Source organism: Micromonospora sp. KC721, from assembly GCF_004348355.1.
Classification (GTDB): Bacteria; Actinomycetota; Actinomycetes; order Mycobacteriales; family Micromonosporaceae; genus Micromonospora.
Window position 1 is genome coordinate 1 of the sequence record NZ_SMJY01000144.1, and the last position, 16,038, is coordinate 16,038.

Genomic DNA, 16,038 nt, shown 5'->3' on the forward strand with positions numbered 1-16,038 from the left:
CCGCCGAGCAGCCCGCCCCCGACCACGACGCCGCCGCCGGCTGGTGGGCCCTGCCGGGTCGGCTACACGGTCAACGCGTGGAACACCGGCCTGACCGCCTCGGTGACCATCACCAACACCGGCGCCACCCCGATCAACGGCTGGAGCCTCGGCTTCACGCTGCCGGCCGGGCAGAGCATCACCAGTGGCTGGAACGCCACCTACACGCCGACCAGCGGCGCGGTGACCGCCCGCAACGTCTCCTACAACGAGACCATCGCGCCCAACGCGTCGGTGACCATCGGCTTCCAGGCCAGCCACACCGGCAACACCGGCGAGCCGACCTCGTTCACCCTGAACGGGCTCGCCTGCACCATCGCCTGACCGCACCGCCCGGTGCCGTGGTGGACGACGCGTCCACCACGGCGTCCGGCCGCCTCCTCCGGACGGTCAGGAGGATCAGCGGGGCGCACTCGTCAGGCAGGTCGACTGCGGACCGTGCTCGGGGACGAAAGCTGGCGGTCGTGCAGCCGGCCGAACAGGGCCAGCGACGTGATCGCCCCGACCAGCGCGAGGAACATGTCCCACTGGGTGTCCCAGACGTCGCCCTGGGTGGCGAGGAAGTCGTCGGCGGCCGATCCGCCGACCACCGCAGCCCACCACTCCAACATCTCGAAGAACGCACTGAACGCCAGGCAGGCGCAGACCACCAACGGGGCGAGCCACCGGCTGCCGCGCAGCGGCGAGCGACGGACCAGGACCTCCCGGACCAGGATCGCCGGCACGAACCCCTGCGCGAAGTGACCCAGCCGGTCGTACGGGTTGCGGGACAACCCGAACGCCTCCCGCGCCCACTCCCCCATCGGGGTCCGGGCGTACGTCCAGTGCCCGCCGGCGATCAGGATCAGCGCGTGGACCGCGAGCAGGCAGCACAGCAGGGTGGTCAACGGGAAGCGACGCCAGGCCAGCACCACCGCCGGCACCCCCACGATCACCCACACCGTCTCCAACAGCCAGGTGAGCCGGTCGTACGGCCGGATGCCGGAGACCACCAGCGCCACGACGACCACACCGAGCAGCACCAACGGCAGCAGAGCACGTGTTCGAGGCACCGCCGGACCTCCTGTCGTCACCTGGTGGGAAGCCAGCCCACCGTCGACCGGACGCCGAAGATACCGTGTCCCGGTCGGCCGCACCGCCCGGGCCGCCCGCACCGCCGCCGCGATCGCCTCATCGACCTGCGTCGGCCTGCCCCGGCACGAGGGGACGCCCGGCGGCGGTGCCGCGACCCCGACGGTGCGCCGGTTCGGGCAGCCGCAGGCGCAGCCGGCCGCCGTCGTCGGTGACCCCGGCCGAGACGCCGTACACGTCGCGCAGCAGCCGATCGGTGAGGACGTCGCGGGGCGGGCCGGCGGCGGCGACCGCGCCCCGGTGCAGCACCACCAGCCGATCACAGTACGCGGCGGCGAGTTCGATGTCGTGCAGAGCGGCGACGACGGTGACTCCCAGGCCGCAGACCAGGTCGAGCACCGCCAACTGGTGGGCGAGGTCGAGGTGGTTGGTCGGCTCGTCGAGCAGCAGCAACCGGGGCTGCTGGGCCAGGGCGCGGGCGAGGTGGGCCCGCTGGCGTTCCCCGCCGGACAGGGTCGCCACCCGCCGGCCGGCGAGCTCGTCGAGCGAACAGCGGCGCAGGGCGTCGGCGACCACCTCGTGGTCGTTCGGACCGGCACCGCCGACAGCGGACTGGTGCGGCACCCGGCCCAGCGCGACCAGGTCGGCGACGGTGTGCTCGAGATCCGGCGGGGTGTCCTGGGTCAGCACGGCCACCTGCCGGGCAACCTGCCGGGCGGGTTGGCGCCACACGTCCGTCCCGTCCAGCAGGACCACACCGCTGCTGGGGCGGTTCCTGCGGTAGACGCAGCGCAGCAGGCTGGACTTGCCGCTGCCGTTGGGGCCGAGCAGCCCGACGATCTCGCCGGGTGCGACGGCGAGATCGACGTCGCGCACGATGGTTGCGCCGCGCGGTCCCCAGCAGACCCCACGCAGGTCGAGTCGGGCCGGGGTCACGGGCTTGCCTTCCGCAGCAGGTACAGGAAGAAAGGGGCACCCAGCAGCGCGGTGATGACGCTGATCGGCACCTCGTCGGGGTCGTTGACGGTGCGGGCGGCCAGGTCCACCCAGACCAGGAAGACCGCGCCGGCGAGGGCGGCGACCGGCAGCAGACGCCGGTGGTCGGGGCCGACCAGCAGCCGCATGGTGTGCGGGACGATGAGGGCGACGAAGCCGATGCCGCCGGTGACGGAGACCAGGCTCGCGGTGACCAGTGCGCAGCCGACGATGAGCTGGCGGCGTACCCGGTCGCCGTCCACGCCGAGGCTGGCGGCGGTGTCGTCGCCCAGCGTCAGCGCGTTCAGCCGGGTGATGTGGGTGACGAACCAGATGCCGGCCGCCCCGGTCACGGCGGCGGCGACGGGCAGGTGCCCCCACTCGGTGCCGGCCAGCCCGCCGAGAGTCCAGTGCAGCGCGGAGCGCACGTCCCGGTCCGGCGTGGTCAGCACGACGTACTGGGTGACGGCCTCGCACAGCGCGGCGACGGCGACGCCGGCCAGGATCAGCCGGACGGTGCTGGCGCGGCCGAGGGCCAGGACGACGGCGAAGGCGGCGACCGCGCCGGCGAACGCCCCGGCCGGCACCGAGACGACGGCGAGCGGGGCCAGGCCGAGCAGCATCACGCTGACGGCGCCGAGGGATGCGCCGGAGGTGACCCCGATGAGGTACGGGTCGGCGAGCGGGTTGCGCAGGACGGCCTGGAGCACGGCGCCGACCAGGGCGAGCCCTGCGCCGGTGACGGCGCCCAGCAGGACGCGCGGCAGGCGGATGCCCCAGACGATGGCCCGGTCCGGGCCGATGATGCCGGTGCCGTCGGCGAGGCCGAGTTCGTGGCCGATGACCCGCCACACGACGCCGAGGGGGATGGCGACGGGACCGAGGCTGACGGCGGCGGCAACCGACGCGACGAGCGCGGCGGTCAGCAGGGCGAGCCATCCGGCGAGCGGGAGCCGGACGGCCCCCGCCCTGGTCCGGACGACCACGGCGGGGGCGGCGGTGCGGGTGGTCACTCAGCCGAGCCCGGCGACGATGGCACGCAGGGCCCGACCGGAGCGCAGCCCCGGCTGGTTGTCGTTGACCGGGACGACGATGAACCGCTTCTGCTTGACGGCGGTGACGCCCTGGATCGGCGGGTAGCTGGTCAGGAACGCGATCGCCGCGTCGGCGGGCTCGAACGCCTGGTCCTCGACCAGGATCGCGTCCGGGTTCCGCTTGACCAGTTCCTCCCAGTTGACCTGACCGTAACCGGTGACCTCGGGGAAGGCGTTGGTAGCGCCGGCCCGGCTCAGCAGGTCGTCCACCAGGGAGTGGGATCCGGGGGTGGTGGGCTTCTCCTTGCCGCCGGAGTAGACGAAGACCTTCGGGTTGCCGGACACCGGCTTGACCGCCTCCACCTCGCCGCGCAGCCTGGTGGCCACCGCGTCGGCCTGGTCCGCCGCGCCGAGCAGGTCACCAAGGTTCTTCAGGTCGGCGTAGGTGTCCTCCAGCGTGGCCTTGTGGCCGGAGCAGGCACCCGACAGCAGGTACGAGTTCACCCCCTCCTCGGCGAGCTTGGCCCGGTCACCGAGAGCCTTGGGCCCGTAGTCGTCCGGGTAGGCGCTGACCACGAGTTCGGGGCGAGCGGCGAGCACGGTCTCCTTCGACGGCGGGGGGAACGCCTTCTTGGCGATGATGGTCACCCCCTGCAGGTCGTCGGCGTACTCGGGCAGTAGCTCACCGGGGGCGACGGTGCCGACCAGGCGGTCGCGCTGGCCCAGCGCCAGGACGATTTCGGTGGCCGGGGTGCTGGAGGTGACGATGCGCTGCGGCGCCTGCCGGTAGGTGTACGGCTGGCCGCAGTTGGTGACGGTCTTCGGCGTGGACGCGCCGCCGGCCGCGGCGGTGGTCGGCCCGGTCGAGCCGCCGCAGGCGGTGAGGGTGAACGACAATGCCCCCGCGATCAGGGTTTTTCTCATGGGTGTTCTCTTTCTCTCGGGCAAATGACGAAACGGCGTGCTGGGCCGGGTCGCCCCGGGCCGGTCAGACATGCGGCACCGGAAGGAGGCACGGGCGTTCGGGCAGGGGCTCGGCACCCGCGCCGAGGAACGGGAAGGCAGCCGGCGCCGTGGACCGCAGGCCGGGCACGACGACGCGGACAACGGTGTGGCCGAGGGCGGCGACGTCCGCGGTCGTGAGGTCCACGGTGAACGCGGTCAGGCCGTGGGCGGCGAGGGCGGCGTCCAGGTCGGGGCCGGTGCCGGCCCAGCCGTGGTGTTCCGGAACGGGTTCACCACCGGCGAGCCGGCCGGTGACGGTCTCGGCGACGCGGGGGTCGGCGAGCAGTTGCGCGTGGCACACGATGTCGGTGACGTCGGACAGGTCGGGGGCGTACGAGGCGGCGTAGCGGCGATCCGCCCGGGCTGGCCGCAGCGGCTGCCAGTCCAGCGCCCCGTCGGCGACCAGCCGTACGGTGCGCAGGCTCTGGCACGCCTCGGCGGCGGCCTTGCCGGCGGCGGTGGCGGCATCGGTGGCCAGCGCGCAGCCGACGCCGAGCAGCCCGTCGTGGTCCGCGACAACGGCCAGCACGACGGGCGCGGACAGCAGGTTCGGTACGGCCCGCAGCGCGCCGGTAAAGCCGGGAACGGTCTGCCGCAGCAGCGGCAAGCGGGTGCCGGCGTGCCAGCAGGTGGCCAGGGCGTGACGTTCGACGACCTCGGCCAGCGCGGCGGCGCGGGCCCGCTGCCTCGTGGGGCCGGCCGCGATGCCGGCCGCGACGGGCAGGTGGGGCGCCGGGCCGGTGTCCGGTGGGGCGAGTACGCACAGCGACGCCGGCACCCAGACCCGCGCCCGGTGCGGGTCGCTGCCGGCGACCCAGGCGATCTGGTCGGTGCGGTCGATCCCGGTGAACGGAACCGCCTGGTCGGGCCGGTACAGGGCGAGCCGCCGTGGGTCGACCGCGTGCTCGCCGCGCGCGGTCAGGCCGTGCCAGGTGTCCACAGTGGTGGGCCGGGGGGTGCGGTGCCCGCAGTAGCGTTCCATCGCCTCGCCCAGCGCAGCCGCGGTGGCGGCGTCCGGGCAGGTCCACGACGCCCCGGAGACGGTGGGTCGGCCACCGGCCGGGCCCAGGAAGGCGAGATCGGCGTGGGTGACGTGCAGGCCGACCGGCAGGCGTTCGTGGTGCAGCGCGGTGACGAGCCCGGTCCGTCCGTCGGTGATCATGTGTGTGGCAGGGGGACGCGGTTGACGTCCGCCTCGGGCAGCGGTGTGGCGCGCAGGCCCAGGCGTACCGGGTCGGTGTAGAGGCGGCTGCCGCCGAGGAACGGGTAGGCCGCCGGAGGATTGCCGTAGGTGCCCGGGGCCACCACCCGCACGACGGCGACCCCGGCCGCCGCCGCGTCCGGTGTTGTCACGTCCACGGCGACCGCCTCGATACCCTGGCCGGCCAGCCGGTTCAGGTAGCCGGTCCGGACGTCGCCGTCGACGTGCGGCAGATCGTCGAGCCCGATCGGTTCGTCGCCGCCGGTGATCGGGTGCAGGTGCGCCCGCAGGGCGGGGTCCAGCCAGAGCTGACCGTGACAACCGAGGTCCACCACGTCGGACCAGTCCGGGCGGTACGACCGGGAGTAGCACCGGTCGGCCCGCCAGGGATGGAAGACGCTTCCGTCGATGAGCCCGGTCCCGGCCGCCTGCCAGATCTCGCCGTCCGGATCGAGCAGGCCGACCGCGTACCGGCGCAGGGTGACCGCCTCGGCGAGGGCCTTGGCGACCGCCGATACCGGTTCGGGTCGGGCGGCGACGCCGATGGCGGTGATCTGCAGCTCGGGGTCGTCGAGCAGCACCCCGACGACGGGCACGTCGAACACGGTCGGGATGACGATCACCCGGTACCGGATGTCGGCGGAGGTGCCGGCGGCACGGGCCCAGCCCGGCCCCCGCTGCCGGTCCGGCACCAGCAGCCGGGACAGCGCCGGGTGGGTCACGTCGACCGGGCGGGCGGGGAGCCCGTTGGCCCACCAGATCACGGTGGCGTCCCGCTCGATGACCTCCTCCAGCGCGGCCGTCTCCGCGGCGGCCCGGGTCGGCCCGGCCGCCAGCCCGGACAGCATCGAGAAGTTGGTCCGCGGTTCGTCGGTCCGGGGCGGTATCAGCCAGTTGACGTAGACCAGGGACGCCGGAACGGCCGTCGGGGCGCCGTCGGACAGGGCGTACCCGGGTGCCCACAGCACCTGCAGATCGTCGGTGAAGGGCCGGAACGGGAAGTCGGGTTGCGCGTACTGGGCGGGTGAGTGCAGCGCCAGCGTGGTCGGGTCGACCGCGCGCTCACCCCGGGCGAGCAGTTCCCGATGGCTGGCCCGGCGCAGCCCGGCGGGTACGAAGTTGCCGCAGTAGCGTTCGACGGCCTCCCCGACGGCGCGGCGGTGGGCCTGCTCGGGGTCGGCGAACGCGGTGCCGGTGGCGACCCGGTCCGCCGGCCAGGGCAGGTGGCGCATCATGTCGGACACGTCCGCCACCACCACGTCGAGCCCGTACGGCCACCACTGCTCCGCCGGCAGCCGGACGGTGCCCCGCACCACGCCGGTACGGGTGTCGATCAGCGCGTGCACGGCTGGCTCTCCTCTGGTTCGGGCGCGTCCAGGGCGTACGTGGTGATGGTGAGCGTCGCCGGCGCGGGTGGACGGGGGTGCCGGGGATACCGGCCGGTGGTCAGTTCCAGCCGCAGCCGGTGCCCGCAGGGAAGGTCGACGGCGACCGGGCGGCAGGCGATCTCGACTGTCCAGGGCCCGTCGGGGATCTGGGTGACGCCGTCGGTGAGCACCGTGCGCACCCCGGCCGGGGTCTCGTGGACCAGCGTCGCGACGAGCTGCGACGGCGCATCCGCCCGGCCGGAGACCCGGCAGGTCACCGGGCCGTGGTAGGCCAGCGGACCGTCCGCCGTCGCAGCCAGCACGCCGGGCACGTCCGTGAGCGGGCCGAGATCGGCCGAGTGCGGCAGCGACGGGTACGCCCGCCCCGGATCGGCGGTCAGCACCACCGGCCCGGTGGACGCGATCAGCTCCCGGGTGCGGGCCGGCGCGGGCGGCATCGGGGAACCGGCACGCCAGGCCCCACTGCCCAGCCAGAGCGTCCGGGGACCGTCGAGCGTGCCGACGAGCCACTCCAGGGCGAGGGCCGACGGGTCCGGGTCGACCGGCACGTCGATGGCGCACTCGGCGGACAGCTCGTGGGTCAACGGCGACACCCAGCCACCGACCACACAGGTGGCCTCGGTGGCGAGCGCCGCGTGGCGCAGGGTGGCCGCCGCCGACCGGCAGTACCAGCTGCCGAGGTGCAGCGACGGTGCCCGACACTGCGCCACCGCCTCCTCGACGCGCCGCTGGGCTGTGGCGGTGTCGGCGGCGCTCGGCGGCCACGGCCGGATGTCGACCGGCCACCGGTCGGGCAGCTCCCCGTCGTCCAGCGGCAGGTCGGTGACGGCCGCCGCCAGGGGGGTCAGGCCGGGATGGCCGACCCGCCCGGTGCCGTGTTCGGTACGCCACCACAGCTCGGCGTCCACCGGCGGGAACCCGTCGCCCGCCGGCCACGGCTGCCGGCTGACCACCCCGGCCACCGCCGGATGGCCGCTGGCACACCAGGCGGTGTACGTCTCGTACCCGGTGCCGACAAGCACCACCCGCCCGTCAGACCAGGGCTGGCTGGTGACCCAGTCGACGGCGGCGTGCCCGTCGGCGGTCTCGTCGGCTCCGGCGGTGAACCGTCCGGCGGAGCGGAACCTGCCCCGCACGTCCTGGAGGACCACGGCATACCCGGCCGCCGCGTACGCCGCCGCCTCCGGCCAGAGTCCCGGCGTGCCGTACGGGGTGCGCACCAGCACCGTGGTCGCCGGTCCGTCCGGCAGCCACACGTCGGTGGCCAGACCGGACACGTCGATGCCGACTCGGATGGTCACGGTACCTGCACCATCACGTCCGGCGGCACCGGCAGCACCGGGTGCCGCCGGAGCACCCCGGCGGTGACGTCCACCCCGTACTGTGTGCGATCGCCCGGGACGGGCCGGCCCGTGAGATAGGCGCGCACATCCGTGGCGATGAGGCCGGCCACCACCGCGGCTCCCGCCGGGTCGGGCGAGGCGGCGGGTCGCCCGCCGGAGTCGAGCCACGCCCAGTAGGCCAGCAACTGGTCGGGGAACGGGCTGGCGGCCAGCCGCCGCAACCGCAGGTCGGCGTAGCTCGGCCCGACGCCCGGCACGGACAGTGGCCCGGCGTACCAGCGCCCACCCTCGGCGTAGCCGCGATGCCACGCGATTCCGGCGGCCACGCAGTCGGCGTCCAGCCGACGCCAGCGGGCGTCGGGCAGCCAGTCGGCGCACGCGACGACCACCGCCGCACCGCCGATGTCGTCGGTGCGCTTCACATCCAGCAGGTGGCACAGGTGCTCGACCAGGACGCCGTCGCCCAGCAGCACCACCGGCCCGGCAGCGGTGTCCGCCTCCTCGGCGAGGAGCCCTTCGTCGGCCAGCACGTCGAGCAACCCGGCGGCGTCGGCGTCGCGCGCGAGTGCCGCACCCGGGGTGAGTTTCCCGGACAACAGGGACGCGACCAGCTCCCGACGGTCGGTTTCGACGTCGATGGTGATGAAGTCCTCGGTCGGCGTGACCAGCAGGAAGCCATCCGCCGTGGGGACGACAGCGGCGCCCGGCGCGAGACACAGCGGGCGGTCGACCAGGGACCAGTCCATAGCTCCTCATCAGGAATCTAGCCTTGGGAGGGGTGCGTGGGCGCCACATCCGCCCACGCACCCCGGTTCACCGGCTCACGGGGAGCCGGCTGGGCGGCGTCACCGCTTGCGCCAGGCGACGCTGGCGTTGCGCAGCGTCGCGTGGTTCGACGTGTGCACCGAGGCGCGGACCGTCTGCACCGTGAGCTTCTCGACCTTCATCACTGTCACCTCCCTTCCGGGCTCGTGGCGGCTTCTCCGGGCCGCGGCGGTAGCGCGTCGGCGGCCCGTGGCGGGCGACGAGCGCGGGCCTGGCTGGCCACGCTCGAGTCAGCACTGGAACGGATGGCGGTGAGCCCTCGGTCACCGACTGTGGGCTGCACCCACCATGCCAGTGGATGAAAATGGTTGTCAACACTCTTGGGAATGGGCATCGATTTCACTACGCTCGTCGCGTGACCGCCATCGCCGCGCCCGGCATGCTCCGCGTCCTGACCGACCGCACCGAGTTTCGCTGGCTCTGGTTGGGCAACCTGATCAGCGTCTGCGGGGGCTGGTTCAGCGCCGTCGCCGTGTTCGCGATGGTCTACCACCACACCGGCGCCGGTCTGGCCGCCGGCGCCACCCTCGCCCTGCGGTACCTGCCCGGCGTCCTCGTCGGAGGCTTCGCGGGTGTCCTCGCCGACCGGATGGACCGGCGCACCCTCATGGTGGTCACCGACCTGACCCTCGCCGGGCTCGCCGGCGCCTTCCTGCTCGCCGACAGCCCTCGATGGATCTGGCTGGTCTACCCGCTGACGTTCGTCTCGGCCGCGACCGGCTTCACCTTCCAGGCTGCCCGTAACGCCTGGATGCCGAGCCTGGTCGAGCCCGACGAGTACGTGCTGTTCGGGGCACTGGTCCAGGTCAACGGCCTGCTGCTACAGGCGGTGGGTGGGCTGGCCGGCGCGGCGGCGGTGGGCCTGTTCGGCTGGCGGTGGGCGTTCGTCATCAACGCGGCGTCGTTCCTCGTCTCCGCCGGGTGCACCCGGCGGGCACGGGGCGGCCAGCGCCGCGGGGAGACCGGCGTGGCCCATCGGGACAGCGTCCTCGCCGCACTGGCCGCCGGGGTCCGGCACGCGCTGCGGCACCGGCAGGTCCGCGCCCTGCTGATCGTCGAGGCACTGTTCTGCCTCGGCCTCGGCGCGGCGATCGTGACGATGACCTTCCTCGCCACCCGGACCTACCGCCTCGGCGACGGCGGCGTCGGCTGGTTCTACGCCGCGCAGGGGGTCACCGGAGCCGCCGTCCTGCTCTGGGCAGCCGCCCGCATCCAACGGCTACCCGCCCGTCGGCAACTGACCGTGCTCGGACTCTCCTGCCTGGGCGAAGGGCTGGCCACCATCGCCTTCGGCCTGGCGCCCGGGGTCGGTCTCGCCCTCACCTGCTGGGCGCTCGCCTCCGCCGCCGACGTGCTGTACGGACCGGTGGCTGTCGCCGTCCTGCTGCGCCACGCCGACAACGCCGTACGCGGCCGGCTCATGGCGCTGTGGAGCGCCACCGCCACCGGCGCCCTGGCCCTGTCCTCCCTCGCCGGCGGCATCCTGGTCGACCGGCACCCGCCCGGACTGGTGGCGGCGGCCGCCGGGGTTCTCATGGTGCTCGCCGGCGCCACCTGGCTGGCTCTCCTGCGTCGGGGCCGGCTCGACCCGCCCCGGCTGCCGGGATGAGCGGGCCCACCCCTCACCCACCAGATGGGGTGGTTTGCCGCAGAAAGCAATCGCGGGACACCGTCGGATTCCTACTGTCGGAACCGGCCTGACACGCCGTATCCCGAGCCGGAGGAGCACGATCATGCAGATGACCGCGACCGACAACCACGCCGTCGCCCAGGCGGTACACGACGTCGGATCGGCGTTGTGGTTCGGTGGCACCGTCATGGGGGTGGCCGGGGTGAACAAGTCCGGCGCCGACCTGGCCCAGGGCATCGACCGCATCCGGGTCGCCGAGTCGGCGTGGACCCGGTTCAGCCCGGTGCAGTGGCTCGGCATCGGCGCCACCCTGATCGCCGGAATGCAGCTCACCCGGGTCGGTGGGCGGCGGCTGGCGTTGCAGAAGGGCTTCGCGTCGGTGGGAGCCATGAAGGCCGGAGCGGCCGTGCTCGGCGCGGGAGCCACCGCCTACGCCGCATACTGCGGCACCCGGATCGGGCAGCTCGCCGAGGAGGCCCAGCAGCGCGGCGAGCACCTGGAGGTCGTCGACGCGACCATCCCGACCGGAAACACCCCGGACGAAATCGCCCGGTGGCAGCGCCGCCAGCGCATCGCCCAGTACGTCGTGCCGGTGCTGGCCGGCGCGAACATCGTGCTCGGCTCGTACCTCGTGCAGTCGTACCGCAGCGTCGCCACCGCCAAGGGGGTCATGCGTCGGCTGCTGCCGGGCTGAGGCCCGGCGGCGGTCGGAATGCCCGGCCGTTGCCCCGGCCTTCCCACCGTCACCGCCCTCTTGCGCGCGGGCACCGGCCAGGATGGCCGGTGCCGCCGACAATCGTGGGGACCGCACGGGCAGCGATGTGTGACATGAAAGCCACCCATTGCACAACGCACGTTCTACCAACGAGACTAGGCCGGACTCGCTCCGGCCCGGTGGCACCGGCCTCCAGCGGGGAGCGGAGGAGAGGGGTGCGCGTTGCCGAACCCACCGGCAGGGGTCAGAGCGCGATCGATTCCCGCCTGGCAGGCCCTGCCGCGGCTGATCCGCAATCCCCACCAGACACTCGTCGAGATGGCGAACCGTGCCGACGGCGACGTCGTGCGGGTGGGGCTCGGAGTGTCCAGCGCCTACCTGGTCACCAATCCCGAACACGTGCAGCAGGTCCTGCACGAAAAGGCCGACAACTACCCCCGTGGTGACGACACACCGCTGTGGCGGTCGGTGCGGAAACTGGTCGGCGACGGAATCCTCGCCGAGGGAGAGACCTGGACGGCGAGCCGCAGGACGCTGGCCCCGCTGTTCCGCCCGACCCGGCTCAACGCCCTGGTGGACACGATGGCCGACGCCGTCGCCGACACGGCCGGCCGCCTCGACGAGGTGGCCGCCGCCGGGCAGCCGGTCAACATCGGTGGCGAACTGTCCCGCATGGTGTCCAGCGCCATCATGCGGGTCTTCTTCGCCGACCGGGTCTCGGTGGACTCCGCCCTGCGCATCATGGCGGCGCAGGAGGTGATCGTCACCTCGATGGCACCGCGCCTGCTCGCACCCTTCGTGCCCTGGTGGATCCGGCTGCCCGGCGACAAGCGGTTCCACGCCGCCGTGGAGGCCATCGACGACATCCTGCTGCCCGTGCTCCGCGAGGCGCTGCGGGAGCCCGGGGAGGGCGACGACGTCCTGTCCACCCTGGCCCGGGCGCGCACCGCCGAGGGCCAGCCGCTGAGCATGAAGCAGATGCGCGACGACCTCGTCTCGATGGTCGCGGTCACCACGGAGACGACCTACGTGGTGCTCACCTGGCTGTGGCCGGTCCTGACCAACCATCCCGACGTGACCGAACGGCTCTACGACGAGGTCGGGCGAGTGGTCGGCCCCGGCCCGGTCCGCGCCGACCACCTGCCGGAGCTGACCTACACCCGGCTGGTCCTGCAGGAACTGCTCCGTCTCTACCCCGCCGGGTGGATCGTGCCGCGCCGGGCGGCCGGCGCCGACGTCCTCGGCGGCGTACGCATCGAGCCGGGGGCCACCATCGTCCTCTCCCCGTACGCCACGCAGCGCCTGCCCTCCCTCTGGGGCCCGACCGCGGCGGACTTCGACCCGGAACGGTTCGCACCCGAGCAGCAGGCACGTCAACCGCTGCCCCGGTACGCCTACTACCCCTTCGGCGGAGGCCGACACCGGTGCCTGGGCGAGCACCTGTTCAACGTCGAGGCGGTCCTGATCGTGACCACGCTGGTCAGCAGGTTCCGGTTCACCCTGACCGATTCCGCCATCCCCCGCACCCGGGTCGCCGCGTCGCTTCGACCGGCCCGGCCGGTGGAGGTGGTCCTCACGCCGCTCGACCGCCACCGCACCCGATAGGAGCCGAGCCGTGTCTTCCTCTCCCTTCGTCGACGGGTTCACGGCCGCCTCGGAGCAGGGGCGGATCTGTGCCCTCGCCGCCAGGGGCCACCGCGACCTGCAACAGCGGGTCGCGGCGTATCCAAGGCTGTTTCCTGACCCGCCGGTCGACGGTGCCATGCTCGGGGCGCTGGCCATGTCGACCGCGTTCATCGCTCCCTGGTGCACCGCCGAGCAACTGCGGATCGCCAACCGCGCTTCGCTCTGGGTCACCGCGGAGGACTGGCAGATCGACTTTTCCGCCACGTCCTGGGAGGCGGTCGAGTCCACCGTGTCCAGCTGTCTGGCCGTGGCGGACGGCGGCACCCCGGCCGACGACGACGACCTCGGGCGCTTCCTGGCAGAGATCCGCGACGAGTTGGCCACCAGGCCGGCCTTCGCCGCGTTGCGATCGGCGTGGCGGGAGGAGGTCCGGCGTATGCTCACCGCCGATGCGCGGGAGTGGCGGTGGCGGTCGGCGCGGACGCTCGGCGGGTGGTCGCCGCCAACCTTGGCGGAGTACCTGGACAACGCCGACAACTACGGGGCGTCCTTTGTCAACGTCTCACATTGGATCGCCACCAGCGAGCCGGACGTCCTGGCACACCTGCCGGAACTGACCGCCGCCAGCCGCGAGGCACAGCAGGCCATCCGGTTGGTGAACGACCTGGCCAGCTACGAACGCGACGTCCGGTCGGGAGACCTCAACGCACTCATGCTGGGCGTCGACCGCGAGAAGATGACCCGCCACATCGCCGACCAGCTCGACCGATGCCGCAAGTCACTGGAGGACCTGGCGGGTAGTTGCCCGCAGGAGGCACTCTACCTGGCCCGGGAAATCGGGTTCACCAGCGGCTTCTACCACGGCACCGACTTCTGGGGCAGCTTCGACCGGTGACCCGAGCACCGGAACGTGACGAGAGACATAGATATGGCTATGCGCAGGCCAGCCGGCCGTGACGCCGGGACGACCTTGAGCAATCTGTCGGCTAACTGCTAGCGTGCGCCGGTCTGCATCTCCAATGGCTTGTCCGGCATTCATTGCCGGCAAACCGTCTATGTCCGGCATGGGACGGTCCAATGCGGTCTGGCAGCGCGAATCTTCGTGCGAAAGTTGTTGCTCTCCTGCTGTCGCTGGTGGCGCTCTGGTCGTTCGCGGCCTGGGTGACCTTGAGGGACGGCGTCAATCTGCTGGGCGTGCAGGCCATGGACAGCCAGATCATCGGCCCCAGTGAGCCGCTGCTGCTGAACCTTCAGGTCGAACGCCGCCTGTCCACCGCCCAGCTCGGCACCGTGAGTGGCGCCCGCCAGGCGGCCCTCGCCGCCGAGCGGAACAAGGTCGACGAGGCGGCGGCGGCCTTCCGGTCCTCGGCGCGCAGCTGGCTTGCCAGGACCGCCGCCAACGACACGGCCGAGCGGCACGTCGACGACGCCCTCGCGGCTCTGGACCGGTTGCCGGCGACCCGGCAGTCGATCGACGGTCGACAGATCGGCCGGTCCGAGGCGGCCACCGTCTTCACCGAGCTCATCGAGGTGCTGTTCCGGCTCTACGACGTGGCCGCCGCCCTCGACGACACGGAGATCGAGGCGGACACCCGGAACCTGATCGAGCTCTACCGCATGCGGGAGCTGGTGTCCCAGGAGGACGCGCTGATGACCGGCGCGCTCGCGGCCGGCCGGATGACCGCCCCCGAGCACACCCGGTTCACGCAGCTCGTCGCCGCGCACCGCTTCCTGACCGACCGCACCGCGCCCCGGCTCCGCAACCCCGAGCACGAGCAGCTCGAAGCGGTGCTCACGGGCAGCGCGTTCGCCGACCTCCGCCGGCTGGAGGACAGGGTGCTCGCCAGCGATCGCGACACCGCCAAACCGGCGATCGGAGCCCAGGAGTGGAACGACGCCGCGGAGTCCTCACTCAACGAGCTGCAGAAGATGGTGCTCGCCAACGGTGACGCACTGGTGGAACGGGCCACCCCGGTCGCCGTGGGGGTCGTCGTCCGGTTGGTGTTGGCCGCCGGGCTGGGGCTGCTGGCGGTCATCGCCTCCGTCATCGTGTCCATCACGACGGCACGGGCCCTGGTCGCCCAGCTGCAACGGCTTCAGGTGGCGGCCCACAAGCTGGCCGACGAGCGTCTTCCGTCCGTGGTGGAACGCCTCGGACACGGCGAGAAGGTCGACGTGGCCAAGGAGGCCCCACCGCTCGACTTCGGCGACGACGAGATCGGCCAGGTGGGCCAAGCGTTCAACCGCGTGCAGGAGACCGCGATCCGCACCGCGGTGGAGCAGGCCGAGCTTCGCCGCAACGTCCGCGACGTCTTCCTCAGCCTGGCCCGCCGTACCCAGGGACTGGTGCACCGACAGGTCACCCTGCTCGACGCGATGGAACGGCGGGAACAGGACGCGGAGGAGCTGGAGGACCTGTTCCGGGTCGACCACCTGGCCGTCCGGATGCGCCGCAACGCGGAGAACCTGGTGGTGCTCTCCGGGGCCACCCCGGCCCGCGCCTGGCGCCGCGACGTGCCGATGCTCGACGTCGCCCGGGCCGCCACCCAGGAGGTGGAGGACTACGCCCGGGTGACGGTGCAGCCCTTCGGCTCCGTCGGGCTCGCCGGACGCGCGGTCGGCGACGTCATCCACCTGCTCGCCGAGCTGATCGAGAACGCCCTGTCCTTCTCGCCACCGCACACCGAGGTCCAGGTCCGGGGACAGTTGGTGGGCCGGGGCTTCGTCGTGGAGATCGAGGACCGCGGGCTCGGCATGGGCGCGGAGGAGATGGCGGCCGCCAACGAGCAGATCGCCAGCGACCAGGAGTTCAGCCTGTCCAACGCCAACCAGCTCGGGTTGTTCGTGGTGAGCCGACTGGCGAACAAACACCACCTCACCGTCCAGCTGAAGGACTCCCCGTACGGCGGCACCACGGCGGTTGTGCTCATCCCCAAGGAGCTGATCACCAACGCTCAGCCGGTGGCGCCGACCGGCGGGCCGGTGCCCGCGACGGCGGCGGTCAGCCCGATGGCGCAGGCCCAGGCGCCGCGACCGCTGACGCCGCGCGCCCCGTCGGTGGTCACCGAAGCCGCGGCGGTGGCCGCGCTGAACACGCCGACGCCCACCCTGGGTCTGCCGCAGCGGTCGAGCAGGCGGGACGCCTCCACATCGCCGGCCACCACCACACCGCCCGCCGCCCCGCCC

Annotated in this window: 14 protein-coding genes; 6 read left to right on the plus strand and 8 right to left on the minus strand. The window is 73.0% G+C overall.

Annotated features, from left to right (window positions below; all coding sequences use genetic code 11):
- Window positions 1-363 (plus strand): cellulose binding domain-containing protein (locus tag E1182_RS21800; protein WP_207921475.1); only part of this gene is annotated, 363 nt, incomplete at its 5' end.
- A 92-nt stretch (window positions 364-455) separates the two neighbouring features.
- On the opposite strand, the gene E1182_RS21805 is transcribed toward E1182_RS21800, so the two are convergent.
- The 8 genes from E1182_RS21805 to E1182_RS21840 form a co-directional block, all read right to left on the minus strand.
- Window positions 456-1,091, minus strand: a complete 636-nt coding sequence (locus tag E1182_RS21805; RefSeq protein WP_132268309.1) for a DUF2238 domain-containing protein — start codon at window positions 1,089-1,091, stop codon at window positions 456-458.
- Window positions 1,092-1,209: 118 nt separating this feature from the next.
- Window positions 1,210-2,046, minus strand: coding sequence for an ABC transporter ATP-binding protein (locus E1182_RS21810; RefSeq protein ID WP_132268311.1), 837 nt, complete (start codon window positions 2,044-2,046; stop codon window positions 1,210-1,212).
- On the minus strand, window positions 2,043-3,098 hold the full coding sequence (locus E1182_RS21815) for an iron ABC transporter permease (protein WP_132268313.1): 1,056 nt from the start codon (window positions 3,096-3,098) through the stop codon (window positions 2,043-2,045). Before E1182_RS21815 ends, E1182_RS21810 begins: the two co-directional genes overlap by 4 nt.
- On the minus strand, window positions 3,099-4,043 hold the full coding sequence (locus tag E1182_RS21820; RefSeq protein WP_132268315.1) for an ABC transporter substrate-binding protein: 945 nt from the start codon (window positions 4,041-4,043) through the stop codon (window positions 3,099-3,101).
- A 64-nt stretch (window positions 4,044-4,107) separates the two neighbouring features.
- Window positions 4,108-5,286: a YcaO-like family protein gene (locus E1182_RS21825; RefSeq protein WP_132268317.1), complete on the minus strand. Its 1,179-nt coding sequence runs from the start codon at window positions 5,284-5,286 to the stop codon at window positions 4,108-4,110.
- Window positions 5,283-6,671: a YcaO-like family protein gene (locus E1182_RS21830; protein WP_132268319.1), complete on the minus strand. Its 1,389-nt coding sequence runs from the start codon at window positions 6,669-6,671 to the stop codon at window positions 5,283-5,285. The genes E1182_RS21825 and E1182_RS21830 overlap by 4 nt, the downstream gene beginning before the upstream one ends.
- Window positions 6,659-8,014, minus strand: coding sequence for a CocE/NonD family hydrolase (locus E1182_RS21835; RefSeq protein WP_132268322.1), 1,356 nt, complete (start codon window positions 8,012-8,014; stop codon window positions 6,659-6,661). The genes E1182_RS21830 and E1182_RS21835 overlap by 13 nt, the downstream gene beginning before the upstream one ends.
- Window positions 8,011-8,802, minus strand: a complete 792-nt coding sequence (locus E1182_RS21840) for a hypothetical protein (protein WP_132268324.1) — start codon at window positions 8,800-8,802, stop codon at window positions 8,011-8,013. Before E1182_RS21840 ends, E1182_RS21835 begins: the two co-directional genes overlap by 4 nt.
- Window positions 8,803-9,236: 434 nt before the next feature.
- On the opposite strand from E1182_RS21840, the gene E1182_RS21845 reads away from it, so the two are divergent.
- From E1182_RS21845 to E1182_RS21865, 5 genes are all read left to right on the plus strand, one after another.
- Window positions 9,237-10,490: an MFS transporter gene (locus E1182_RS21845; RefSeq protein ID WP_243706363.1), complete on the plus strand. Its 1,254-nt coding sequence runs from the start codon at window positions 9,237-9,239 to the stop codon at window positions 10,488-10,490.
- 124 nt (window positions 10,491-10,614) lie between these two features.
- Window positions 10,615-11,205, plus strand: coding sequence for a hypothetical protein (locus E1182_RS21850; RefSeq protein WP_207914583.1), 591 nt, complete (start codon window positions 10,615-10,617; stop codon window positions 11,203-11,205).
- A gap of 279 nt (window positions 11,206-11,484) precedes the next feature.
- Window positions 11,485-12,831, plus strand: a complete 1,347-nt coding sequence (locus E1182_RS21855; protein WP_132268334.1) for a cytochrome P450 — start codon at window positions 11,485-11,487, stop codon at window positions 12,829-12,831.
- Between the two features lie 10 nt (window positions 12,832-12,841).
- Window positions 12,842-13,747, plus strand: coding sequence for a terpene synthase family protein (locus E1182_RS21860; protein WP_132268326.1), 906 nt, complete (start codon window positions 12,842-12,844; stop codon window positions 13,745-13,747).
- 182 nt (window positions 13,748-13,929) lie between these two features.
- A partial coding sequence (locus E1182_RS21865; protein WP_132268328.1) for a nitrate- and nitrite sensing domain-containing protein occupies window positions 13,930-16,038 on the plus strand: 2,109 nt, incomplete at its 3' end.